Raw genomic sequence first — 25875 nt, forward strand, 5'->3', positions numbered from 1 at the left:
ATTAAAATGGAAACAATGAAATTACGGGTGGCTTTCTATATTGGGCTATTAGCAATAATGGTAACCGGCTGCAAGCAGGAAACACTCAATAAAGCTACCATAACCAATAATAATGCCCCCGGCGTTGTTAGCAACGTACAGGTACAAAACCAAAACGGCGCAGCCAGCTTAACATACACGCTGCCCGGCGATCCCGACCTTTTTTATGTAAGAGCTGTTTATGAAATAGCTCCTGGTAAAACACGCGAAGTAGTGGCATCGCACTATACCAACACATTAACTGTTGACGGCTTTGGCGATACGCTGGCCCACGTAGTAAAACTATATGCTGTAAACTCGAGCGAAAAGGCATCAGCCCCGGTTACTGTTACCGTTAACCCGCTAACACCACCCTTCATCCTGGCCTTCCGGTCGCTTAAAGTAACGGCTACTTTTGGAGGCTTTAATGTAACCTGCGATAACTCTACCAAAGACAATCTGGCTATTGTACCAATGGTTGATACAGCTAATAATGGTTTATTTGTGCAGCCAAAAGGAATGGACAACATTTACAGCAACAGCGTTTTAATTAAAGCAGCTGTAAGAGGGCAGCCTGCTGTTGAAAGGAAATACGCGTTTTTTGTAAGAGACAGGTTTTTAAACCGCTCCGACACTTTGTTTTTAACCCTCACACCATTTTACGAAGAGCAGTTTTCAAAATCCGATTGGTCGCCTTATGTATTGCCTGGCGACGCTACCAACCTGTATTCATATACCGATCTTACTAAAATTTGGGATGGTAATTTTACCGGCGGCTGGCCAAATTGCTTGTTTACCGTTGAAAGCGCCAGCAGCCCGCAAATGGTAACGTTTGATTTAGGCAAGCAACGAATATTGAGCCGTTTTATAATGAACCCGTTCCTGGAGATTGGTAATGTATACTACGTAAGAGGTAACTTAAAAGATTTTGAAATATGGGGATCAAACACACCTAATGTAAACGGTGCCTTAGATGGTTCATGGACCAAACTGTTAACCTGCAATATTGTAAAACCATCCGGGTCGCCATCAGGTACCGAAACAGCTGCCGATTACAAATATGCACATGATGGCTGGGGCTTTGATTTTCCGGCGGGGATAAGCGCATACCGGTATATCAGGATCAGGAGCCTGCACAACTGGACAGGATCATACTTTATGAGTATCAGTGAATTTACCCTATTTGGAAAGTAGTAAATGTTTGCAAACATTTTTTCAATTAAATTTTGATCATGAAACATTATAAAAAAGCATCATACCTCCTTTTAGTGTTAACGGCATTTATTATGAGCGCCTGCACTAAAATGGATGATTACAAAAAGAAATACGAGCCCAACGGCCCGATCATATACCCGGGCAAGCTCGACTCGGTACAGGTTTTTTCGGGCAAAAACCGGGTGCTATTAACCGGGCTTTTTACATCCGATCCTAAAATTGTTAAGTACACGGTGTATTGGAACAGCAAGCAGGATTCGATAGTTACACCCGTAACCCGTACATCGGGCGTTGACACCGCAAGGCTATATATCCCCGGCTTACCAGAGGGTGTAATGACCTTCGAGATTCGCACGTATGATAACGCCGGGCATATATCTATACCGGTTACCTTAGCCGGAAACGTATATGGCAGCCTGTACCAAAGCTCGCTCATTAACCGCGGCATAGCCAAGGCTGAGTTACAAAATGATGGATCGGCCCTGATTAACTGGGCCGATGTTAATGCCGACGACGGCTTGATTTCGATGGAGATTAAGTACACCGATGCTGCCAGCAAACAGCATGATACCTTAATAACATCAGTGCCAACAGGCTTAAGCACATCCCTGCCTAAATTTAAAGCAGGGAGCTCTATTAGCTACCGCACAGCCTTTAAGCCAAACAAAACGGCTATTGATACTTTTTATGTAGATTATCAAACCCACAGTGTAAAGGCCGAGGTAACCAGCATTTATTTATCAAACGTAAGCAGCCCCTTTCAAAGGGCTACCTTTGACGGAAGGTGGGGTACCCTTGCCGCGCCATGGATTACAAATGCAGCCGCCAAAAACAAAGATAATGGCGTTAACGGTGGCTATAGTTCAGATGCCGGTGGCGTTATTAACTGGGAAACCTGGAACAATACACCTGTTGTAAATGGTATCCTTTATCAGCCTACCTCTTCGGCCTTACCTGCCGGAAATTATATTGTTTCATTTGATGCATATTCAGAAGTTCAATCTAATTCAACGGTTTATTGTGTAGCGGCAGCAGGCGGCAACGGCCTCCCGGTACTTGCAAACCTATCTACAGCATTAGGTTATGTGGGTATGTATAACAGCGCCAACGTAGGCGCAACAAGCCCAAGTTCAAGGGAAACAAGAAGTTTTACGTTTACACTTACCAGCCCCCAGGTTGTATCAATCGGATTTTTAGGAAACATTGTAGGCAACGGCAACCCCGGCAACTATTTCCAGGTATTTAGTATCAAATTATATAAAAACTAACCCCTGGTTTTTATTCAAAGTGAAGCCGTCTCATAAGTAATTATGGGGCGGCTTTTTGTTTATTTAAATTTAAGATGAAGGGAAAACCGGGTCTCTGTAAAACCCCAGCGGCAAATTTAATCAACACCTTGCTTATTGAATTTTACACGTATATTTATATACCCCTTAAATAACTGTTTATCTTTTATTTACACCTTAACCACCTTACCATGGAAACTAAACGCGACTGGCTGGATTATGTAGATATCATTGTTAAAATACTGGGAGGGACCATTCTTGTTGGTGTGCTATCTGTTTTAGACAGCACAAATAAACTTAAACAGCAGGAGATAGATAATTCATTAAAATATGGCGAGTTTACCAAATCGTTAATGCAGGATTTGCTTACACAGGATTCATCTCATTTAAAAAGCGATGTCGCCCTTATTACCTTAAACCGTACCATCGGGGAGCGCGATCCCAAATTAATTGCAGATTTAGGCGCAAGGATAATTGAAAATTTTTTGGAAGATAAAGTACAAAGCGACCGGAGTACCATGCGCACCATAGTTGCCATTGTTAAAGAACGCGATACCGCTACCTACAATGCCGTTAAAGTTTTGATTGACGACTATAACAGCAGGGCAGCCGTTGTAACGCCAATAAAAAACGAAATGGCGGTTAAGGACACGCAGAGCATTGTACAAAACATTACCGATAAATCATGGGCCAAACTAACGCTTATACCCGCAAAAGCTACCGTTTTTATCCAGGTGAACAACCGCAATGACAACACCCTTGCGTTGGCTGGGAATTTACAAAAAGAATTAAATGACAAGGGTTTTAATGCTCCCGGGATTGAGGCCATTACAAAATTCCCGTTTCAAAACTCCATCCGGTATTTTTATGCTTCGGATGAAAACGCCGCAAAACAAGTTCAGGCCTATGTGCAAAGCATTTTGAAACTAAACATTAAAATACAAAAGGTAAATAATTACAAAACGCGAAACGGCCTTATTGAACTTTGGGTAAACTTGAATTAGGCTGCTTTGTATTCAAGCATTTTCTTGCCAGTGAGGGGCCATCTTTTGGGGTAATAAATTTAAAAGACCATTCCAGGCCACAACGCCAGAAAAAATAAGCAAATCACTTTTGCGCCACTGCCATCTTTGTGCGGAAATCTCTTAACTCAACAGTATTGTAGAAGCCCACGGGCGGACGAAAGCGATCATGAGCCATATGATCTGTCAACTATAAGCCAAAACTATTTCAGCAAGTGATAAACAATAAAACTGGCCGAGTATGCCAGCACCGTCATATAAGCAAATTGCGCCGCGGGCCAGCGCCAGTTTTTGGTTTCGCGGTATACCACGGCCACTGTACTGGCGCATTGCATGGCAAAGGCATAAAACATCATCAGTGAAAAAGCCACGGCCAAAGTAAATACAGGTTTGCCTGTATCGGGGTTGGTGGCGCTATGCATTTTTTGCTGAACAGATTCCATCTTATCTGCGTCGCCTTCTACGCTGTAAATAGTGGCCATGGTGCCCACAAAAACCTCGCGGGCGGCAAAGGAGCTGATGAGGGCTATCCCTATTTTCCAATCAAACCCTAAGGGCTTAATAACGGGTTCAATTACGTGGCCAAAAACGCCGGCATAGGAGCTTTCCAGTTTCTCGGATGCGATAACTTTACTCAGGCTATCGGGTGTCATGGCTTTGGTATACCGGGGCTGGCTGTAGGTTTTATCTATTTGCGCAAATTTATCGCCGGGGCCGTATGATTTTAATACCCATAATATAATAGATACCGCTATAATCACTTTACCGGCCTGCAGCACAAACGTTTTAGACCTGTCATACATCGTAAACGCCACATTCTTCCACCTGGGCATGCGGTAAACGGGCAGCTCCATAATAAAATAGCCGCGTTCGCGGGCCTTCAGTATAAATTTCATTACAAAGGCAACAGTAATAGCCGAGACGATACTGAGCAGGTACATAGCTGTTAACGCCAGGCCTTGCAGGTTAAAAAGCCACCAAACGTTACGGTTGGGTACCACAAGGGCAATCAATAACGTATAAACCGGTAAGCGGGCCGAGCAGGCTACCAATGGCGTAACCATGATGGTAATCATCCTGTCTTTCCAGTTTTCGATATTACGGGTGCTCATAATTGATGGCACGGCGCAGGCAAAGCCACCAATAAGTGGCACTACCGATTTTCCGTTAAGCCCAACTTTACGCATCACTTTATCCATCATAAACGTAACACGCGACATGTAGCCCGTATCTTCCAATATCGATATCAGCGCAAACAAAATGGCTATCTGGGGTACAAAAACCAACACGCCGCTTAGGCCGGCCAATACGCCATCAACCAATAAACTAACCAGCGGACCAGCCGGCAACACCTTGCTTATGGCGTTTTGCATCCACAAAAACAAATCGCCGATGAGTTCCTGCGGATAAGCCGACCAGGAAAATATAGCCTGGAAGATGAACAACAGTATGGCAAAAAATATTATAAAGCCGAATATTTTGTGCGTTAATACTTTATCTATTTTATTGCTTACGGTTTCGTCATGGGCTGTTTCCGGCTTTTTAACCGTATCGTATAGCAAATCATTTATAAAATTATACCTGGCAATGGTTTCAGTAGCCTGAGCTTTTTGCGAATGGAAAGAATGCTCTTTTTCCAGCTGTTCAACACGCTCACTTTCCCGGGTAGTTAAAAAACCAAGCGTTTCGTGCTGGTGGGCCAGCTGCAGGGCAAAATATGGATTATCTATTTTGTACTCGTTTTGTATTTGCGCTATAAGCCCGGGAGCAATAGCTTGTACATCAATGGTATCTTGCTGCAGGGCAACTTTATTGGCGTAAGCGACAGTTGTTTTAAGCTGATCAATCCCCTTTATTTTACGGGCCGATATAGGCACCACAGGTACGCCCAACTTCTGTGCAAACAGGTCTACATCAATTTTAATACCCGCTTTTTCGGATACATCAATCATGTTGAGGGCAACTACAACCGGAATTTTCAGATCGGCTATCTGGGTATACAGCAGCAGGTTGCGTTTAAGGTTGGATGCATCCAGGATCACCACAATTAAATCTGGCACCATGTCTTTGGCTTTATCGGCCAAAACAGAAAATACAATAGATTCGTCTTTACTTTTGGGGTAGATGCTGTAGGTGCCGGGCAAATCGATGATTTCGGCGGTACGGCCATCGGGCAGCAGGCAAAAACCTGTTTTTTTGTCGACCGTAATCCCTGGAAAATTTCCTATTTTTTGATTAAGACCGGTTAAAATATTAAACAGAGTTGATTTACCGGTGTTTGGGTTTCCTACAAGCGCAACTCTTATATCGGCTTTCAATGCTTACAAAAACTACTGCAAAATAATAGTGGAGGCCTCAAATTTACGAAGGCTTAACTGGTAGCCCGAAACGTGAATAGCTATCGGGTCGCCAAGGGGCGCTATGCGCGAAATTTTAATTTCTTCACCCGGTAAACATCCCATTTCCATCAATTTAACCGACATTTCAAGGTCGGTAAATTCTTTAACAATTCCTGTTTCGCCTACTTCAAGTTGTGAAAGTGTCATCGTATAAAATTAACCTGAGCAAATGTAAGCTTATTTATATTAAATCCAAATAAAGAAACCTTGTCGTCGTAGATTATTTTTAAATTTGAGGATTTGAAAATTTGAAAATGATTTTGGGATGATGTAAAGTCTAAAAAGATGCCAAGGCACGACATTTTCAAATCTTTAAACGGCGCAGCCCTCAACAGAGTTAATTAACAAATTTTCAAATTGTAATGAACGTTGATAACTCCAAACGTTGGGCAACCGCATCCTTTTTTGAAGATACCGCATGATGAAAAACCAACGAGCAGGACTGCCGCTCCTATAATGATTAGTTTACTTTTTTTCATTACCCATTGCACTTACTGTCAGCATAACACCAAAAATACCCATACATATACCCAGCCCGTCGCAAAAGAAATCGCTCCATTCGGCGCTGCGCCATGTAAAAAACTTCCATTGCAATATTTCAATTAAGCCACCAAAGGCAATCGCGACTATAATTATTATTAACGCTCGTGTATACGATAATTTCCTTGGTTTTTGTTGCCTTATCACGCCATTGCAATACAATACAACCAGTGTAAAAAACAAACCGGTGTGCGTAAGCTTGTCAAACCCCTTAAAAAACATGGGCGAGTCGCCTGCCGGGCCTAGGTTAACAGAGCAAATTATCAAAACAAATAAGGCCCACAAAATTGCGGGCCCGTGATATTTTAGTGTTGCTTTCATTAAGCGCCAACAACAGATTTATAGTCGCCGGCAGATAAAAGGCTTTCAATTTCCGATACATCAGCTACGGTAATTTTTACCATCCAGCCTTCGCCGTAAGGATCAGAGTTTACAAGGTCGGGCTGGTTGTTAAGGGCGGGGTTAATTTCGGTAACCGTACCGGTAACAGGCATAAACAGGTCTGATACTGTTTTTACAGCCTCAACGGTGCCAAAAACAGCATCTTTAGCAACTTCTTTCCCTAAGGATGCAATGTCAACATAAACAATATCGCCAAGTTCGCTTTGCGCAAATTCGGTAATGCCAATTGTAGCTTCATTGCCTTCAACTTTTATCCACTCGTGGTCTTTAGTGTACTTTAATTCAGCGGGAAAATTCATGTTGTTAAATTTTATGTGCCCAAAAATAATAAAAATTAGGCTATAGCAATAATTAAAGATTTATTGGGAGGCAGAAGTGTTAAGTCGAAAGTTCTTAGTCGTAAGTCTCGGGTATGATTTTCCTGCTTTCGACTTTGGGCTTAAGACTTCCGACTAAATACTACCTAATAATTCCGGCAGTATCGTTAAAGGGTCAACCGTATACCCGGTTACTATTTCTCGCTGTAATCCGTCACCTGGGCACTTAGGATTTTTATTCGGTCGAGTATAGAAGTATCGGCATTTTTGCGGTATAGGTCAAGGAGTTTATTAACCCGGCTCTTATCCGCGTTTTTAATAAGTTTTTGAGCCATTAACTGGCTAATAGCATTTAGCACACGGTATTCTACGTGTTTCCAGGTTACCTGGTCTGCGTACTGCAGCAAACGATCAAGGTCGCCGGGTTCGGGTTTGGCGATGATCAGCGTTGCAAGCGCCACAATAAGCCCCTGGTTAAAGGATGTAGCGTTGAGCTCCAGGATCTCATCCTTGGTAATCTTATTGGTTAATGCATAAGCAGCCATGTTACCTGCGCTGGCATTTTTGAGGCGCACGCGGGTACCATAATCACCAGACTGGATATTCATATAGGCATCTGCCTGCGCCTTAAGGTTGTCAAGGTTGGCTTGTTTATCGCCTGCAACCGTGGCCGGCGCGTTCTGAATGAGCGACTGGGTGAGCATAGACTGCCCGGCTTCTACGTTTTCAATTTTTGCCTGTGCTGTATCAATTTGATTTTTTAGTTCGGTTAGAGTAGCAGCCTTATCTACCTCCCTGAATTCGGCAGCCAGGTAAAGGCGGGTAACCAGGTAACCAAACAAAAAGCCAACCACAAAGTAGCCTATAACAAGCCCGTATGCAAAAGCCATAGCAGTGGGCGCTTCGGTTTTACCTGCTTCATTAAGGCCCGTGGCAAAGGCCTGCGCTATGCCTTTTAAATAGGGTGGAATTTTGGTGAGCTTTACCAGCCCCAAACCAACTATTATTTTGGTAAGCCAATCTGATATATCAGAAAGATTGGTATTAACTTGCTGGCGGTAATTTTCGGTACCAGCGGGCGTGCCGGCATTTTGCACTACCTTGGGGACGCCGAAAAGGAACCCAACGAAACCGCCGCTAATAGTACAGGCGATAATCCACTCAACCGCCGTCATGGCCGCCTGCACATTATGCGCCCAAATAAGCGCACTTATAAACCCAAGCCCAAAAAATGTTGAACAAAAATAAAGTACCGGTAATATTTTTTCACGTTGTCTTTGGTCTCTTTCGATGATGGCGCGATCCATAATTGCAGGGCTTTAGATTTAATTGACTAAGTAAATTTAGTCGCTCCCGGGTGAATATTGCCACGTAAAACTACGTTATCACAAAGGTATTTTTACGGATTATACGCTCAAAACACTACACTATCTCATTGAAAATCAGACCAAATGTGATTAAATCCCTGATGCCGATACCGCACCGGCAATAACCGTTGTTTAATCAAAACAGAACGATTTTGCTTTGAATACTCATGATTTAAACTGCATAGTCAAAACCATATTTTATAACAGGCATCCACCCCTGTTAAATCAAAAAAGCCCTGTTCCATCATCCGGAACAGGGCTTTCATTAATTAAATAAAATAATTTTATTTCAGTGTAAAACCTGTTTTTCCCATAGTACTGCCATCAGCATAAAGCAAAACGGTGTATGTGCCTTTTACAAACGGAGGCGTTGGGTTAACCCAATCAATGGTATACTCGGTACCATCATCTTTAAAATCGATGGATGTTTTGTAAGTGTATTGCAGGTCGGCGTTATCGGCGCTAAAAGTACCGCCATCGGGCGCGGTTATCAGGTTGCCGGTAGGGTCAATAATGCGCACGTAAATATCGTGCATGGTTTTATTGGCCAATGTATTGCTGGCAACTGTAAAATTAATCTTTATCTTTTTGGCAGGCCCGGCGCGGGTTACGTCAACCTCTTTACCGCTGCCCTTTATTTTATAGGCTACAATATTTGATGTGGCCAGCTTTAAGGCCTGGGCCACTTTTACCTTGGCATCCAGATCCTGGTTTTGCTTGGTAAGGGTATCTGCTTTTTTTGATACCGTGGCCAGGTTGTTCTTCAGCGTATCCCGCTCTGTTGTGAGCGTGGCATTCTGTTTATGCAGCTCTTCAATATCGGCAGTGTATTTGGTTACAAAATAACGCAGTTGTTTAACATCTTCTTCGGCTTTTACCAACTCGGCCTTAGTAAGCTTACCCTTGGCCAATTGCACTCTTAAAACTTTAATTTTTTCTTTTAATGAGTCATTTTTGGCTATCATTTCGGCCGACATTTTGGCCTTTCCAGCATTTACCAACTCAACCTGGTGTTCAAGGCTATCCAGGTCTGCTTTTAATTTGGTTTGTTCGTCCTGTTGGGTAACTATCCGCACGTCCGACTTATTTTTTTGCAAGTACAAATACACATCAGTACCTAACAAAGCCAAAACCACCACAATCAGAAAATAAATTACGTTTGAATTTTTCTTAGGTGGTTGCCCATATTGATTTTCCATAGCAATTAATTATTTAAAGTTTAAATACAGTTTAAAACGGCTGGTGTTTTAAAAATTTACCGTTTAACCCGGATGTTAATGTACAAGCATATTCATATTAATTGATATTACATGCTTTTATTGCAATGTTAACTGTTTTTTTTGTGGTTAACTCTTTAGCGATATTAAACGTAAAAAGGTTAAAAATATGATTTTCAAAAAAATGCAGGTTGAAAAATGTATTGGTGACGGCTAAAATTAAGCACAAAATGCCAAAAACACAACATGCAAGCAAATTTTATAAGTTATAATAAAACACCTGCAATGTGAGTTTTATATCTTTGCAGCTTTAATAAATCGGCTTTAATGCATATATCCCGCTATATTTTACTATTGATATTTACCCTGTTTATAACAAGTGTCAAGGCGCAGCCGGCCGAACCGGCTAATGCCCCGGCCGCTGTTAAAACCCAGCCCAAGCGCGAATTCAGGGGCGTTTGGATAGCTACTGTTGTCAATATCGACTGGCCAACAAGTACCAAACTTACCATGGAAAAGCAAAAGCAACAATTGCTGGATATCCTGAATTCGCACCAGGAAACCGGGATTAATGCCATTATGCTACAGGTAAGGCCCGCCGCCGATGCCCTTTATGCCAAAGGCCGCGAACCATGGTCAAAATATTTAACCGGCAGACAAGGCCAAAATCCGGGTTACGATCCGCTGGAATTTGCCATTACCGAAGCCCACAAACGCGGCATGGAACTGCATGCCTGGTTTAATCCGTACAGGGCTACTTTTGATGGCAATTTTGCTTTGCTAAGTCCGCAGCATATTACCCGTATAAAACCAGACTGGTTTTTTACTTATGGGGGCATCAAAACTTTTAACCCCGGCCTGCCCGAAGTGCGCGACTATATTGTGCAAGTAATATTAGATGTGGTAGATAATTATGACATAGACGGTGTACACATGGACGATTATTTTTATCCATACCCCATTGCCGGCCAAAAAATAAACGATGAGGACACCTACGCCAAATACGGGCAGGGCTTTGATAATATAAAAGACTGGCGCCGCCACAATGTTGACCTCCTGATAAAGATGATTGCCGACAGTGTACACGCGCATGATCCTAACATTAAATTCGGCATCAGCCCCTTTGGCATCTGGGCCAATAAGTCACAAAATGACGAGGGATCTGAAACCAATGGCGGCTCATCCTATTACGAAAACTACGCCGACTCGCGCAAATGGATGGAAGAAGGTTGGATTGATTATATAAACCCGCAGCTATACTGGCCAATTGGCAACCGGGCTGCCGCTTTTGATAAATTATTAAGCTGGTGGAGCGATAATACCTATGGCAGGCATCTTTATATAGGCCAGGCCGCCTACCGTATTAACGAACGTAAAACCCTGGCCTTTAAAAACCCAGACCAGTTGCCCAACCAGATAACCCTCATCAGGAATAACCCCAGGGTGCAGGGCAGTGTTTATTTTAGTTCCAGTTCGCTTACAAATAACCCCTTGGGCATAACCGATTCATTGCGTGATAATTATTACCGGTACCCAGCCCTCCCACCGGTAATGCTCTGGCGCGATTCGATAGCGCCCAATCCGCCTCAAAACGTTACGGCCCGCCCGGGCTTAAAAGGTGGCGTAGCTGTAAGGTGGCAAGCCCCGGCACTGGCTAAAGACGAAGAGCCTGTTTACGGCTACGTGATATACCGTTTTGATAACGAGAAAATAAATATCGACGATCCGAAAAACATTCTCAAAATTCAATACAATGCTAATCCCGCCTATGATGACACTGCCGTACAAAAAGGGAAAACCTATTTTTATGTAGTAACGGCGCTTGACAGGATGAAGAACGAGAGTGAGCGGTCGCCAACCATAGCGGTCACGGTACCGTAAGTGGGAGGCCTAAAAAAAGTAAGCACAAATAATCAAATAATATCGAATAACGAATTTCGAATGTCCAACATCGAAGTTTTCCTTCATTATTCGATATTGGACATTCATTATTCGATATAAAAATCGTTGTTAATTTGATAACATTGCGGGCACACCAGCGGATTAATTGATGAGCTGCTTTTGACTAAGGTGATTAAGATAAACATCAATCTCGCTATCGCCCATACCATATATTTTTTCTGTCGACCAAAATGCATGGTAAATTTCGGCTTTGGTTTTTATACCGCTGTTATAAATGTCAAGCAGCTTTTGTACAATGTGATTTAGGCCGTTTGCATTTAGCCGTAAGCGTTTTAAATGCGCAAGTAGCGCCGGCTTCAACAGGTGTAACGCGCCCCAGAAGGAATTTTCATTAAGCCATTGTTCCAATTCATCAGCATTGCCGTTAACGTATAAAGGCCAGGCTTCGGCCGCCAGCTCGAATTCCCAGTCGCTCAATTGTTCGCGGCTGTCATACAGGTCTTCCAGTTGATCGCCGCTTAACTGGCCAATGCCTCTAAAATCGTCGATGCCGGGAAAATCGCCGGGGCAAATCAGGAATACAGCAGGCGCCGACATATTGGTTTGCTGGTTAAGCATGCACATTACTCCCAACAGGTTTACCTGGCAATGCAGGTCGAACTCAAACCAAAGGTTAACCTCATCATACTGGCCGTTTAGTTTACCCAGTTCGTCGATCACCTTATGCTGATATTCTTCTTCCGGCTCATTAAAAGTTTCTCTGATCCACCCGGATCGATTGCTCCAGAAGGTACCCGACGAGATGTTTTCCTGTAATGGACCTTCGGATAAAACCTCGCGCCAAACCATTACATCGCCATCAAGGCCGGTTTGGTTAAAGCTATGCCATGTTGAATCGCCGTTAAGGATATGAAGAATGTTACTCATAGTAGCTTGGTTATATACAAAACAACAGGTTTTGTTATGGATTGATGCGTTTTTTTGAAAATATTTTTGTTGGCCATGTTGATTAAAGCGTTCAATAGATTTTTGAGATTTTTGGTTGGGAATATTTGATTAATTTTGGACTGTCGTAGCCTATGCGGAGAACATCAGCCCACCCGTCATTGTGAGGAACGAAGCAATCCCCGATTATACCGGGCGACTTGTAAGTCCGAAATGCATAGTTGGGGATTGCTTCGTTCCTCGCAATGCCGGATTTAAATTATACAATGTGCAACTAACCATTCCATCTATATCCAACTTACCCCAGGCAGCCCGGGCTATTATTGAGCACGCCGGCAGTAACCGTATTTTTTTATTTTACGGCGATATGGGCGCGGGTAAAACTACGCTGATCAAAGAATTATGCAAGGCGCTGGATACCACTGATAATATCAGCAGCCCTACGTTTTCTATCGTTAACGAATACCATACGGCAAAGGATAAAATTTATCATTTTGATTTTTATCGCCTTAAAGATCAAACCGAAGCGCTGGATATGGGTTATGAAGAATATTTTTACGCCGGTGCCTGGTGCTTTATTGAATGGCCCGAAAAGATACCAGACCTGTTGCCCCCACATTATTCAAACATAACCATTAAGGTGTTGGACGATGGAGCGAGACTGGTTAGCGTAGAAAATATTTAGTTTCAGGATACACCCTTTTTTCTTATCTTCATCAGCCAGAAAAAAACATATACATGAGTTCAGGGAAATACAGTGGGTTTTCGGATGTTGCCAAACAGGCCATGATGCAGCCCCAGGAATCAATGCTGGAGGTTAAAACCAAAAAGAATCAATTATTTATTGGCATTCCCAAGGAAATTTCCTTCCAGGAAAACAGGATTCCGCTTACCCCCCTTTCAGTTGCGTTGTTGGTTAATAACGGGCACCAGGTAATGCTGGAAAGCAATGCCGGGCAGGCAGCCAATTTTAGCGATAAGGATTACAGCGAGCAGGGTGCACTGATTGTTTATGACACCAAAGCGGTTTACGAGGCCGATATTATCATTAAAATTGCACCGCCTATGGTGCAGGAAATTGAAATGATGAAACATGGCCAGATCCTGATCTCGGCCCTGCAGTTGGCCACCCTTAAGGCCGATAGTCTGCATGCCCTCATGAAAAAAAATGTTACCGCCCTGTGTTTTGAGCATTTACTTGATGAAGGCGGCTCGTTAACCGTGGTAAGGGCCATGAGCGAAATAGTTGGGGCCACATCTATACTGATAGCAGCCGAATATTTAAGCAATGTTTTTGAAGGTAAAGGTCTGATGCTGGGAGGCATTACCGGTGTACCGCCTACCGAAATTGTAATATTAGGCGCGGGCACCGTTGGCGAATATGCCGCGCGCACAGCCATATCATTAGGTGCCGAAGTAAAGGTTTTTGATTCATCAATATACAAACTGCGGCGCCTGCAAAATAACATTGGCGCAAGAGTATTTACATCGGTGGTACAGCCTATTGTGTTAGAAAAGGCTATTACCACTTGCGATGTGGCTATTGGCGCCATCCGCGCCGAAGATGGCCGCAGCCCGTGTATCATATCCGAAGCTACAGTAAGCCGCATGAAACGCGATTCGGTTATCATCGATGTGAGTATTGACCAGGGCGGGTGTTTTGAAACCTCGGAGGTTACCAACCATACGCACCCGGTTTTTCGTAAATATGATGTTATCCATTATTGCGTACCTAACATAGCTTCGAGGGTTGCCCGTACTGCCACCTATGCCCTCACCAATATTTTTGCCCCCATTTTGCTGGATATAGGCGAGCAGGGCGGTATTAAAAACGTGATATGGCAAAAATCGGGCGTGCGTAATGCGGTATACATTTACCAGGGCCAGCTCACCAATAAGTACATTGGCGAGCGGTTTTCAATTCCATGTAAAGATCTTGACCTGCTCATCGTATCGCACAGGTAATAGTATGATGGGTTATTGCCTGCTTGCTTTTGTTTTACTTAGCCTTAATGCCGGTGCCCAGCGCTATAAGTATATTGACAGCACCCGCGTTTGCGGCATTGCATGGTATAAAGCACAGGTGAGGGCCGATTCAAATAAGCGCCTGGTTGAAATTATAAAATACGTCCCGGCTATAAAACTGGATATCCGCTATGCCACAACCAATAACTTTATGCATAGGGTTATGTACCGGCAAGCTAAGGCATACGCAAGGCTGCCGGTTGTAAAAGCTTTAAAAGATATTGAGGCCGATTTAAAAACGCGGGGGCTGGGCTTAAAAATATTTGATGCTTACCGGCCATATTCGGTCACCGTAGCGTTTTACGAAACCACGCCCGATACCAATTTTGTGGCCAATCCGAAATTCGGATCCAAACATAACCGGGGCTGCGCCATCGACCTTTCATTGATCGACCTTAAAACCGGAAAAGAGCTGGATATGCCCACAGGCTTTGATAGTTTCAGCAAAAAGGCGTCGGCTAATTACGCAGGCGCTACACCATTACAAACTACTAATCGCGAGTTACTTAAAACAATTATGCACGCACATGGCTTTACGGTATTACCCACCGAGTGGTGGCATTATGATTTTGACGGATGGCGCAATTATCAACTGGCAGATATTCCGTTTACGGCATTATAAATTAATTCATGAGCAGTTATTTAAAGACGGGCTACACAAAGGCATCATAATTGCATAGCTATCGCCGGATTACAATTGATTAAAATAGTAAGCATGAAAGTTTTAAGCAAAGAATATTTAAAGCAACTTTGGAAAGTATTGTTAGCCACATTTAGCGGCTTCATAAGCGACAATGGCTTAAAGCTAAGTGCCTCTTTGGCTTATTATACTGTTTTTTCCATAGCCCCCTTATTAATCATCATCATTTCTGTAGCGGGCCTTGTTTTTGGCCAGGATGCTGCAACCCACAGGCTTTATCCACAAATAGCTCATTATGTTGGCCCAGGACCGGCACAGCAAATTCAGGATGCTTTAACGCACTTAGCGCTCTCGGGCAAATCCGGTGTTGCTGTGGTAATTGGCGTAATTACCTTATTATTAGGTGCCAGCAGTATTTTTATCGAGATACAGGATTCGTTAAATATCATCTGGCGTGTAAAGGCCAAACCTAAACGCGGGTGGGTGCAATTGCTCAAAAACAGATTTGTTTCATTTTCGCTTATCATCAGCCTTGGTTTTTTGCTGCTGACAACCCTTGCAATTAATCTTATTCTTGACGCGCTGAAAGAAAAAATACATAATTTTATACCGGTTGTAACCGGTTTTCTTTTAAAAGGAATTAACCTGGCAATCACCCTTATCGTAATTACCACGTTATTTGGTATCATTTTTAAATTTTTGCCCGATGTTAAAATCAAGTGGCGCGATGTGCGCTCCGGTGCATTTTTTACTGCCCTGTTGTTTATGCTGGGCCAGTACGTAATCAGCTTATACATTCAATACACGGCGCAGGGTTCGGCTTATGGCGCTGCCGGTTCAATAATAGTTATCCTGGTTTGGATATATTACACATCGGCCATATTATACATCGGTGCCGAGTTTACCCAGGTATATGCCGAAGCATCGGGTAGCCACATCGAACCTGCAGATTATGCCGTATCAGTACAACAAACCGAGATCGAAAGAGACGTAAAAAAACTTCCTCCCCAAAACCCGCAGCTTCAGGGCCATCTAAAAACAGACGCAAGTAAGGACAGCAGCAAGTAGCAAGATTTTTGATCTTCGGACTTTCGTGCAAACGACTTCCCGACTGATTCAATATGCAGAGCTGACTTGATTTATGATACTAACTACTTGACGGTAACTTCACAATATATTCACCGATTATTCGTATATTCGTGTATTAATTTATTAATAAAAAAATGGAAATTAAAGATCCTGGATTCGAATACAAAAATGTAATCCAAATAACAGAACAAGACGCATCGCGTAAATTTATAGCCAATGTATTTTTATGGATGTTTGTGGCTTTGGGCATATCTGCCATTTGCGCTTATGTGTTTTCTCAAAACCAAGCCTTATATCAAATGCTTAGGGACCCGGAAACTGGTCGTAATACCGGTTTAGGCACATTGGTAATGTTTGCTCCGCTGGCATTTGTTTTAATTATTTCTTTTGGCTTTCAGCGTTTGTCGTATGCTGTTGCGGCCTTGCTATTTGTAGCTTTCTCGGCGGTAATGGGTATCAGTTTAAGCTATATACTCATTGTTTACACCGCAGGCTCGGTAATCGGCGTATTTGTTACAACCTCGGTTGTTTTCGGCATCATGGCGATAGCAGGTTATACTACCAATACCGATTTAACAAAATTCGGCTCGCTAATGATGATGGGCCTGATAGGCATCATCGTTGCCTCGTTATTTAACATGTTTATAGGCAGCACACAATTGGAATACATTATTAGCTATATAGGCATTGCGGTATTTGTTGGCTTAACCGCCTATGATGTGCAAAAACTGAAACGCATTGGTGCCGGCCTTGAATATGGCGATGCTTCTGCAGGAAAAATGGCGCTATTGGGCGGCTTAACCTTATATCTCGATTTCATCAACCTTTTCCTGATGATACTGCGTTTATTCGGCAGAAGGCGATAATAACAACCAACAAATTATTATTTAAAAGCTGCCCCGCAAAGGCAGCTTTTTTTGTACACATAAATTTACTTAGCGTACACATAGCCGGCCATATAAACTATTGCATTTTACCGCTTTATTATGCACCTTTGCAGTGCTTATGGAGAAAGACGGAGGGATTAGACCCTGCGATGTCTTAGCAACCTGTGCTTCACAAGGTGCTACATTCTACTCAGCCAGCTAAACAGCCCTGGGAAAGATAAGCGAAAGTCAATTGAACACCCGACTTTTCGATGTAAGCTTTTTTTATTTCTGTTGCGTGTTGTCCGGTTCCTGTTGCCTGTGATTTGCTTTTGCGAATATCAGTATGCAAGGCACCCGCCACCCGCCACAGAAACCTGGCAACAGATACAACAATGGACATTAGAAAAGAATTAGAAAAACGCATCCTTGTAATTGACGGGGCAATGGGTACCATGATACAGCGGTACCAGCTTACCGAAAAGGATTTTCGTGGCGAAAGGTTTAAGAATCACCATAGTGACCTGCAGGGGAATAATGACCTTTTAAATATTACGCGCCCGGATATCATCAAAGCTATTCATGCCGAGTATTTAGATGCCGGGGCAGATATTATCGAGACCAATACCTTCAGCACACAGATAATTTCGCTGGCCGATTATAAGCTGGAAGAGCTGGCCTACGAATTAAGTTATGAAGGCGCGCGTATTGCCCGCGAAGTAGCCGACGAATACAACCAAAAAAATCCATCAAAGCCGCGTTTTGTAGCAGGTGCTATCGGGCCAACCAACCGTACAGCGTCCTTATCGCCAGATGTTAACGACCCCGGTTATCGCGCCGTTACCTTTGATGATTTGGCCAATGCTTATTATGACCAGGTACGGGGTTTGGTTGATGGCGGATCGGATTTATTATTAGTTGAAACTATATTTGATACCCTGAACGCCAAGGCGGCCTTGTTCGCTATCAATAAATACGCCCACGAGTCGGGCAAGCATTTGCCTATCATGATCTCGGGTACTATTACCGATGCCTCTGGCCGTACCCTTTCAGGGCAAACGGTAGAGGCCTTTTGGAATTCTATCCGCCATGCCAACCTGTTATCGGTAGGTTTAAACTGCGCTTTGGGTGCCAAAGAAATGAGGCCGCATTTGGCCGAACTTTCTGAAAAGGCTGATGTGTTTATATCGGCATATCCGAACGCCGGTTTACCCAACGAGTTTGGCCAGTACGACGAAACCGCGCATGAAACCGCGCACCAGGTTGATGATTTTATTAAAGCCGGGCTGGTTAATATCGTTGGTGGTTGTTGTGGCACTACGCCCGAGCACATCAAATGCATTGCCGAAAAAGCAGCCAAATACCCGCCAAGACTTATCCCCGAAATTGAACCCGACCTGCGCCTGAGCGGCCTGGAAGCGGTTACCATAAAACCCGATAGCATTTTTGTAAACGTGGGCGAGCGTACCAATATCACCGGATCGCCAAAATTCTCGAAACTTATTTTAGCCGAGGATTACGAGGCTGCTTTAGCTGTTGCCTTGCAACAGGTAGAGGGCGGTGCGCAGGTCATAGACATTAACATGGATGAGGGCATGATTGATTCGGAAGCGGTAATGGTGAAATTCCTTAATCTGGTGGCATCCGAACCTGATATTGCCAAACTGCCCATCATGATCGATTCATCTAAATGGACGGTTATTGAGGCTGGTTTAAAATGCATCCAGGGTAAGGGTATCGTAAACTCCATCTCGCTTAAAGAGGGCGAAGAAAAATTTATAGAGCAGGCCCGCAAAATCCTTAGCTATGGTGCAGCCACGGTTGTAATGGCCTTTGACGAAACCGGCCAGGCCGATTCGTTACAACGCCGTATTGAGATATGTAAAAGATCGTATGATATACTGGTTAATGTGGTGGGGTTCCCTCCGCAGGACATCATCTTCGACCCCAACATCCTAACCGTTGCAACAGGTTTGGAGGAGCATAACAATTACGCGGTTGATTTTATTGAAGCCACCCGCTGGATAAAACAAAACCTGCCGCATGCCAAAGTGAGCGGCGGGGTAAGTAATATCTCCTTCTCGTTCAGGGGGAATAATGTAGTGCGTGAAGCCATGCACTCCGCATTTTTGTACCACGCCATTGGCGCCGGTATGGATATGGGTATCGTAAACGCCGGCATGCTGGAGGTTTACCAGGAAATAGACAAAACCCTGCTTGAGCTGGTAGAAGATGTGCTGCTTAACCGCCGCGATGACGCTACCGAACGCCTTGTTGAATACGCCGATACTATAAAAAGTAAAGGCAAAGAGGTAGTGCGCGATGAAGAATGGCGCAAAGGAACTGTACAGGAAAGACTATCGCATGCCTTGGTAAAAGGTATTATTGAATACCTGGATGACGATGTGGAAGAAGCCCGCCAAACTTACAGCAAACCACTGGAGGTTATAGAAGGCCCCCTGATGGACGGAATGAACATAGTGGGCGACTTATTTGGCGCAGGCAAAATGTTTTTGCCACAGGTAGTAAAATCAGCCCGGGTTATGAAAAAGGCGGTGGCTTACCTGCTGCCATTTATCGAACTTGAAAAACAACGGGTTATTGATGCCGGTGAAGATAGTAGCGGCAGCCGTGCCAATGCCGGTAAAATATTGATGGCTACCGTAAAAGGCGATGTGCACGACATTGGTAAAAACATTGTAGGTGTAGTATTGGCCTGTAACAATTTCGAGGTTATTGACCTGGGCGTAATGGTACCGGCACAGCGCATTATTGAAGAAGCTAAAAAACAAAATGTTGATATTATCGGCCTTAGTGGTTTGATTACGCCGTCGCTGGATGAGATGGTCCATTTTGCTAAAGAAATGGAGCGCGAAGGTTTTACCATTCCGCTGATTATTGGCGGGGCTACTACCTCGCGTATTCACGCGGCCGTTAAGGTCGATCCGCATTACTCGGGCGCCGCAATCCACGTGTTGGATGCATCGCGCAGTGTTACTGTATGCAGCAGCCTGATGAACCGCGACGGCCGGGATGCCTATATTCAAGGGATCAAGGAAGAGTATGCCAAATCACGCGAAGCGCATTTGAATAAAAAATCGGACAAGCGTTTTGTTACTATCGACCAGGCAAGGCAGGCCCGTTTCCAGGTTAGTTTAGATGGCGATGTGGCTCCTAAGCCAACGTTTACCGGCACCAAAGTATTTGAGTCATATCCACTGGAAGAATTAGTCCCTTATATCGACTGGACACCGTTTTTCCATACCTGGGAATTGCGGGGCAGTTACCCTAAAATATTTGCCGATAAATTTGTAGGCGATGAAGCCAAAAAGCTTTTTGACGATGCACAGGTACTGTTAAGCAAAATAGTAAAAGAAAAACTGCTGCATGCCAATGGTGTTATCGGTTTTTGGCCGGCCAATAGTGTTGGGGACGATATTGAATTGTACACTGATGAGAGCCGCACAACTTTATTAACCCGCATTCATACCCTGCGCCAACAGGCCGAAAAGGTTAAAGGCGACCCGTATTATGCACTATCAGATTTTATCGCACCAAAAGAAAGCAGAGTGCCCGACTATTTTGGCGGCTTTGCCGTAACCACCGGCATTGGTTGCGACGAACTGGTTGCCGAATTTGAAGCCGATAATGACGATTATAACAGCATCATGGCCAAAGCACTTGCCGACCGCCTTGCCGAGGCCTTTGCCGAAAAAATGCACGAACTGGTACGTAAAGAATACTGGGGCTACAGCAAGGGCGAACAACTAAGCACCGACGACCTGATCAAAGAAGAATACCAGGGCATCCGCCCGGCCCCAGGCTATCCCGCCTGCCCGGATCACACGGAAAAAACAACCTTGTTTGAGTTGCTAAAAGCAGAAGATAACGCCAAAATGCACCTGACGGAGAGTTTAGCGATGACACCGGCAGCATCGGTCAGTGGCTTTTATTTTGCGCATCCGCAAGCAAGATATTTTGGACTTGGTAAGATAAGTAAGGACCAAGTGGAGGATTACGCTTTGAGGAAGCAAATGACACTTGAGGAGGTTGAGCGTTGGCTTGGCCCCAATATTAATTATTGATAAATAACACAACAAACCGTCATTGCGAGGTACGAAGCAATCCCCAACTATACAGGGCGGATTTGCAATTCGGGGATTGCTTCGTACCTCGCAATGACGGATATAATAAGAAACTCGTACCAGAACAAACAATGAAAATAACGGAACACATTGCCAATGCAAAAGGCAAAACACTTTTTTCCTTTGAACTTATTCCACCACTAAAAGGACAAAGCATAAAAGGCATCTACGATGCAATCGACCCCTTAATGGAGTTTAAGCCGCCGTTTATTGATGTTACATCGTTGCGCGAGGATTTTATTTACAAGCAGCATGATAATGGCTTGCTGGAAAAGCTGAGCTACCGCAAACGCCCGGGCACTATTGCTATATGCGCTGCTATCATGAATAAATATAAGGTAGATACCGTTCCGCATTTGTTGTGTGGAGGTTTTACCAAGGATGAGACAGAGAATGGCTTGGTCGATCTGCAATTTTTAGGCATCGAGAATGTGTTGGTTTTGCGTGGCGATGCACGCCGGGGTGATGCTTCATTTGTGCCAACGCCTAACGGCCATAACTATGCTACTGATTTACTGCAGCAAGTGGTAAATATGAACAACGGCATTTACCTGCATGAGCATAACGACGATAGCCTGAAAACCGATTTCTGCATCGGCATTGCCGGCTATCCCGAAAAGCATTTTGAAGCACCAAACCTTAAAACCGACTTTAAATACCTGAAACAAAAGGTAGATATGGGCGCGAATTTCATTGTTACACAAATGTTTTTTGACAATCAGAAATATTTTGATTTTGTAAATAATTGCCGGGCCAATGGCATCAATGTTCCTATTATACCGGGCTTAAAACCTGTTACCAACTCAAAACAGTTAATCGGTTTAGCAAAAACCTTCCATATTGATATGCCCGAAGATTTATGCGACGCGGTTAACGGCTGCAAATCAGAAAAAGATGTGCGGGATATCGGTGTGGAATGGATGATAAACCAATGCCGTGAGTTGATGGCCTTTGGTGTGCCAGTGCTGCACTTTTATACCATGAGCAACGCCGGGCCAACTAAGCGGATTGCGGAAGCGATTTTTTAGGGGGCTGTAGGATTGAAAGGTTGTTGTTCATGCTTTATTTAAAAGGATGAACAATGGCCTATTTTATTCTCAACCCGGCAAGGCCAAAATTCAATATCTTTCCAACGTTTGCCTCTTCCGAAAATACCTTGATGCCCCTTTGGCTCATACTTATTATTTGAACCTTGACGAACACATTTTCCGGACTATTTATGAAGTATTTTTCAGTGATCTTTCCTTTTAGGAATAAATCTTTTTGAGCGTTAAATGTCCATTCACTATTGGGGCATTGGTATTGAACAGCGTTCATATTATTGTAGCTGGTGTCGACAGGCATATAGATCTTAACTAAATCACCGACCTTTGATTTGCTGTAGAATGCAACTGCTTCTTTTCTTTCTTCTTCAGCGCAATCAATTACAAGCTTCCAATACGCTTTATCTTCCTCAACTTGTCCGTTCAGGTCAATATCCTTGTTATTAAGGCTCCTGTGCAGCGAGGTTAAAATTATAGACGACATGTCATCGGCGCTATGTACTCCAATTGAGACGAAGTATTTCACTAATGCTGTGTCCCGTCCTCCTCTAATCCAGTGGTTCCTGATCCATAAACCTTTCCCAAAATGTGAATCGGTTACTCCATCACGCTCTGGCTGTTTTTTAAAACGTTCCAAGTCACTTGCTGGCCAGTCTTGCTTAAGGTATAGTAACGCTTCACTTAAATTTCGTGGCAGCCTTGCGGAAGCGTTATGTACTTCAGAATTACAACTTGTAAGCCCTATTGCACATGCAAAAAATAATAAGCACAGCATTATGGTTTTCGTCATAACATAGCGTTTTGTATTAAATGGCGTTTACTGTCTTATCTATGATATTTTCCAAAAATAATTCCAATCACCAATTGACTAAACAATTTGTCTTTAATATCCTAATTCATGGCAATGCCGCATCACAATTAAAATTTTTGCTTTAAATCCATCTCTCAAATATCTACATTTAACTATTACCATCCACATTGCTATCTATGGATTTTTTCAGCCACATCAAATCTGTTATTGGTATTATACTGGGCCTTAGCATTACCCATCTACTCAAAGGGGCTGCTAAACAAATTCAGCATCCGGGGCGCAATAAACCTTATTGGGTGCACAACCTTTGGGCCTTTTACATGTTCCTGTTGCTGCTGCATTTTTGGTGGTGGGAGTTTAATTTGCACGATATTAAACACTGGCTGTTCCTGGAGTATTTTTTCGTGATATTTTACATCGTAATTTATTACAGCGTATGCGCCCTGCTATACCCCGAAGACCTGAACGACTATAAAGATTATAACGATTACTTTTATTCGCGCCGCAAATGGATATTCGGCATATTAGGGGCAAGTTACCTGTTAGATATGGTGGATACTTTTATAAAAGGGCAGGCTTATTATAGCCACTATACCCTGGAATACCCTATCCGTAACATCGCCCATTTTGTGTTATGCATGGTGGCCATAAAGGTGAACAACAAAAGGTTTCATGCCTTTCTGGTAATATTATTTATCGTTTACGAGTTCTCTTATATTTTACGCCTCTTTTAAATTAAAAAAGGCATCCCCGACAGAAGATGCCTTTTTGCTCATCGGCTATTTTACTTGCAAAAAATAACCTGGTTTGTTTTCACATAATCGTTCCAGTCGCCTGTAGTCAACTTACGTACGGTGTTTAAGGTTAAGCTGTAAGCGCATGACGGCCATGTACTAAATGCCGGCGACAATGCCCCTGTTGCAAGGTTGTACACCGCGGCATCTCCCCTTGGTACATTGCCCGATGGTAAGCCCGATACACTACCTATCGCGTTCGACCATATTCCGATGTTCCAGCTGCCTATCAGTTCATGGTCAACCGTGTAATCAACATGGGCTTGTGATTGTACCGGTGTACAACCGCTGCCACCACCGGCAAACAGCTCTTCCAGTTTAAGCAGGCTTACCTCGTTCCAGTTGTTTACGTATATTTTACCGATGATAGATTGTGTTTTTAAATTGACAGATGCGGGGTTGGCCGGATCGTCGGTTGTTTGAAACTTAAGATATAGCATGGTGCCGTTTTTTTGATTGGCCGCGCTAACCGCGCTGCCGGGGATTAAACCGGCGCTGGCATCGCCGCCGCCAATAATGGTATTGGTATTTAGTAAAACCAGCGGACCGTAAAAACCATTGTCAAGTGCAGGCTGATCAACCCTTATCCAGCCATTGGCATCGGGGTGAAGTACATGATCGGCAATAGGGCTGGGGAAATTATCTGCCGGGATACTATCCGCAACCGAAGCTGGTTGCCCCAAATCAATAACCACATTTTGAAACGCAGGCCCTCCGTTCCAGGTAATTTGGCGGGTGGCAACCTTAAGTTGCGTTGGGTCCATCTGGGCGCTGGTAACGGGGCTGTAATTCACATTATCCAGCGAGTATAAAAAGCGGTAATGTAACGCACTTGCTGGTGCTGTGGGTACTTTTTTGGTTGCGTAGCCAACCAGGTTTACCGAGTTAAAGAAACCATAACCTACGCCTCCAACGCCCGATTTTGTAGTAAGCGTTTTGCCGGTGGCATCAATATCTGAGGTGATATTGAATTTACCTACCGATGTAAACCAGGGCACATCGCTGGTATAAATGCCGCCATCTTTTATGCAAAGTTTTACACAGAAACAATTATGCGCGTTGTGCCTGTCGGTTTGACGGCCGCGGGTACGGTCTTCCTGCAATAAAACGGCACCCGACGAAGATTCCACTCTGAAATAATAATCCGGGCCGGCGGGCCACTCTACATTTAAAAATGGCGAAAGCAGGGTTTGCCTGAAATTGGCGCCCGGATATACGATGGTGAATTTGCCATTGCTATCTGTATAGGCATTACCCAAAGTATCGTCCTGTATCAGGTCCACATCGTAGGCAAATACTTTAACACCTGATAATGGCTTTTTAGTTTCGCAGTCGGTAACTATTCCGCAAACCACCCAGATATCTAATAAGGTAAGGATCCGGCAAAACCATTTAGGGTCTATCCTGTATTCAAAAAAAGCAACCTGCCCGCTTTCGGTTTGCTTGAAAGCCGGTTGCAGGGTAGTAATATGAAACTGCAGCGAAAGATCTTTTTTAGGCCCCGGTCCTATTTTTATGGGGGTATTGCCGCAATACCAGTCAACATCTACCGTGCCTCCATCGTAGCCGCTTTTGTCACCTATCTCAATCACAAAATCGCCGTTATCCTGGAGTTTGCCTTCGGCTATAAATAGTTTTTCTTTTTCTTTCAGTTCGGCATCGGTAACCTGGTGAAACGTTTGTTTGGCATCGGCCACGGCCAGGCGGGTTTCGTTGGCCCTATCGAAGGTCTTGTAAACCTTTACCGAGTTGCCCGATACCGGCAGCTCGCAATCAGAACATAGCAAACCGCGTAGGTTGCCTTTAATAGTAAAGCTCATAGGTTTTTGTTT

At 43.7% G+C, this 25875-nt stretch carries 21 protein-coding genes and 1 riboswitch; of the genes, 12 read left to right on the plus strand and 9 right to left on the minus strand.

Translation table 11 applies throughout. From position 1 onward, the window contains the following. Positions 1-6 precede the first annotated feature (6 nt). The 3 genes from PQ469_RS26825 to PQ469_RS26835 all read left to right on the plus strand — a co-directional run bounded on the left by PQ469_RS26825 (position 7) and on the right by PQ469_RS26835 (position 3523). Complete coding sequence (locus PQ469_RS26825; RefSeq protein ID WP_090640280.1) at positions 7-1212, plus strand: DUF5000 domain-containing lipoprotein; 1206 nt, start codon at positions 7-9, stop codon at positions 1210-1212. Positions 1213-1250: 38 nt separating this feature from the next. Continuing rightward, positions 1251-2501, plus strand: a complete 1251-nt coding sequence (locus PQ469_RS26830; RefSeq protein WP_090640275.1) for a DUF4998 domain-containing protein — start codon at positions 1251-1253, stop codon at positions 2499-2501. Positions 2502-2710: 209 nt separating this feature from the next. Beyond that, positions 2711-3523: a hypothetical protein gene (locus PQ469_RS26835; RefSeq protein WP_274210422.1), complete on the plus strand. Its 813-nt coding sequence runs from the start codon at positions 2711-2713 to the stop codon at positions 3521-3523. Positions 3524-3744: 221 nt separating this feature from the next. Here PQ469_RS26835 and feoB read toward each other — a convergent pair whose 3' ends face one another. The 6 genes from feoB to PQ469_RS26865 all read right to left on the minus strand — a co-directional run bounded on the left by feoB (position 3745) and on the right by PQ469_RS26865 (position 9765). Beyond that, on the minus strand, positions 3745-5859 hold the full coding sequence (feoB, locus tag PQ469_RS26840) for a ferrous iron transport protein B (RefSeq protein WP_274210423.1): 2115 nt from the start codon (positions 5857-5859) through the stop codon (positions 3745-3747). Between the two features lie 12 nt (positions 5860-5871). After that, the gene (locus tag PQ469_RS26845; RefSeq protein WP_090640265.1) at positions 5872-6087 is read right to left on the minus strand and encodes a FeoA family protein; all 216 of its coding nucleotides are present in this window, start codon (positions 6085-6087) and stop codon (positions 5872-5874) included. A gap of 318 nt (positions 6088-6405) precedes the next feature. Continuing rightward, positions 6406-6801, minus strand: a complete 396-nt coding sequence (locus tag PQ469_RS26850; RefSeq protein WP_274210424.1) for a VanZ family protein — start codon at positions 6799-6801, stop codon at positions 6406-6408. Beyond that, on the minus strand, positions 6801-7181 hold the full coding sequence (gene gcvH, locus PQ469_RS26855) for a glycine cleavage system protein GcvH (protein WP_274210425.1): 381 nt from the start codon (positions 7179-7181) through the stop codon (positions 6801-6803). The genes PQ469_RS26850 and gcvH overlap by 1 nt, the downstream gene beginning before the upstream one ends. A gap of 212 nt (positions 7182-7393) precedes the next feature. Next, a complete protein-coding gene (locus tag PQ469_RS26860) occupies positions 7394-8506 on the minus strand; it encodes a hypothetical protein (RefSeq protein WP_090640251.1) in 1113 nt (370 codons plus the stop codon). Positions 8507-8850: 344 nt separating this feature from the next. Next, positions 8851-9765 (minus strand): DUF8428 domain-containing protein, encoded by a 915-nt coding sequence (locus tag PQ469_RS26865; protein WP_090640247.1) that lies wholly within the window; start codon positions 9763-9765, stop codon positions 8851-8853. A gap of 345 nt (positions 9766-10110) precedes the next feature. Here PQ469_RS26865 and PQ469_RS26870 point away from each other — a divergent pair, with 345 nt between their 5' ends. Beyond that, positions 10111-11664: a glycoside hydrolase family 10-like protein gene (locus PQ469_RS26870; protein WP_274210426.1), complete on the plus strand. Its 1554-nt coding sequence runs from the start codon at positions 10111-10113 to the stop codon at positions 11662-11664. 162 nt (positions 11665-11826) lie between these two features. On the opposite strand, the gene PQ469_RS26875 is transcribed toward PQ469_RS26870, so the two are convergent. Then, positions 11827-12612 (minus strand): DUF1835 domain-containing protein, encoded by a 786-nt coding sequence (locus PQ469_RS26875; protein ID WP_274210427.1) that lies wholly within the window; start codon positions 12610-12612, stop codon positions 11827-11829. A gap of 286 nt (positions 12613-12898) precedes the next feature. Between PQ469_RS26875 and tsaE the strand changes: the two genes are divergently transcribed. The 7 genes from tsaE (at position 12899) to metF (ending at position 22423) form a co-directional block, all read left to right on the plus strand. Next, positions 12899-13315 carry a tRNA (adenosine(37)-N6)-threonylcarbamoyltransferase complex ATPase subunit type 1 TsaE gene (gene tsaE / locus PQ469_RS26880; RefSeq protein WP_274210428.1) on the plus strand — a complete coding sequence of 139 codons (417 nt, stop codon included), beginning with the start codon at positions 12899-12901 and terminating at the stop codon, positions 13313-13315. A gap of 53 nt (positions 13316-13368) precedes the next feature. Further along, complete coding sequence (locus PQ469_RS26885; protein WP_090640234.1) at positions 13369-14595, plus strand: alanine dehydrogenase; 1227 nt, start codon at positions 13369-13371, stop codon at positions 14593-14595. Between the two features lie 4 nt (positions 14596-14599). Further along, a complete protein-coding gene (locus PQ469_RS26890) occupies positions 14600-15277 on the plus strand; it encodes a M15 family metallopeptidase (RefSeq protein WP_274210429.1) in 678 nt (225 codons plus the stop codon). A gap of 93 nt (positions 15278-15370) precedes the next feature. After that, a complete protein-coding gene (locus PQ469_RS26895; RefSeq protein ID WP_274210430.1) occupies positions 15371-16363 on the plus strand; it encodes a YihY/virulence factor BrkB family protein in 993 nt (330 codons plus the stop codon). 155 nt (positions 16364-16518) lie between these two features. Beyond that, positions 16519-17250, plus strand: a complete 732-nt coding sequence (locus tag PQ469_RS26900; RefSeq protein ID WP_274210431.1) for a Bax inhibitor-1/YccA family protein — start codon at positions 16519-16521, stop codon at positions 17248-17250. 134 nt (positions 17251-17384) lie between these two features. After that, a riboswitch (SAM riboswitch) is annotated at positions 17385-17495 on the plus strand. Between the two features lie 150 nt (positions 17496-17645). Further along, positions 17646-21335 (plus strand): methionine synthase, encoded by a 3690-nt coding sequence (metH, locus tag PQ469_RS26905; RefSeq protein ID WP_274210432.1) that lies wholly within the window; start codon positions 17646-17648, stop codon positions 21333-21335. Between the two features lie 131 nt (positions 21336-21466). After that, positions 21467-22423 carry a methylenetetrahydrofolate reductase [NAD(P)H] gene (metF, locus tag PQ469_RS26910; RefSeq protein ID WP_274210433.1) on the plus strand — a complete coding sequence of 319 codons (957 nt, stop codon included), beginning with the start codon at positions 21467-21469 and terminating at the stop codon, positions 22421-22423. A 58-nt stretch (positions 22424-22481) separates the two neighbouring features. Here metF and PQ469_RS26915 read toward each other — a convergent pair whose 3' ends face one another. Continuing rightward, positions 22482-23228, minus strand: a complete 747-nt coding sequence (locus PQ469_RS26915) for a DUF6794 domain-containing protein (protein WP_274210434.1) — start codon at positions 23226-23228, stop codon at positions 22482-22484. A 197-nt stretch (positions 23229-23425) separates the two neighbouring features. On the opposite strand from PQ469_RS26915, the gene PQ469_RS26920 reads away from it, so the two are divergent. Next, the gene (locus PQ469_RS26920; RefSeq protein ID WP_274210435.1) at positions 23426-23983 is read left to right on the plus strand and encodes a hypothetical protein; all 558 of its coding nucleotides are present in this window, start codon (positions 23426-23428) and stop codon (positions 23981-23983) included. 50 nt (positions 23984-24033) lie between these two features. Here the strand turns inward: PQ469_RS26920 and PQ469_RS26925 are convergent, their stop codons facing one another. Then, positions 24034-25863, minus strand: a complete 1830-nt coding sequence (locus PQ469_RS26925) for a transthyretin-like family protein (RefSeq protein WP_274210436.1) — start codon at positions 25861-25863, stop codon at positions 24034-24036. Between the last annotated feature and the right edge of the window lie 12 nt (positions 25864-25875).

The sequence above is a fragment of the Mucilaginibacter sp. KACC 22773 genome (assembly GCF_028736215.1).
Classification (GTDB): Bacteria; Bacteroidota; Bacteroidia; order Sphingobacteriales; family Sphingobacteriaceae; genus Mucilaginibacter.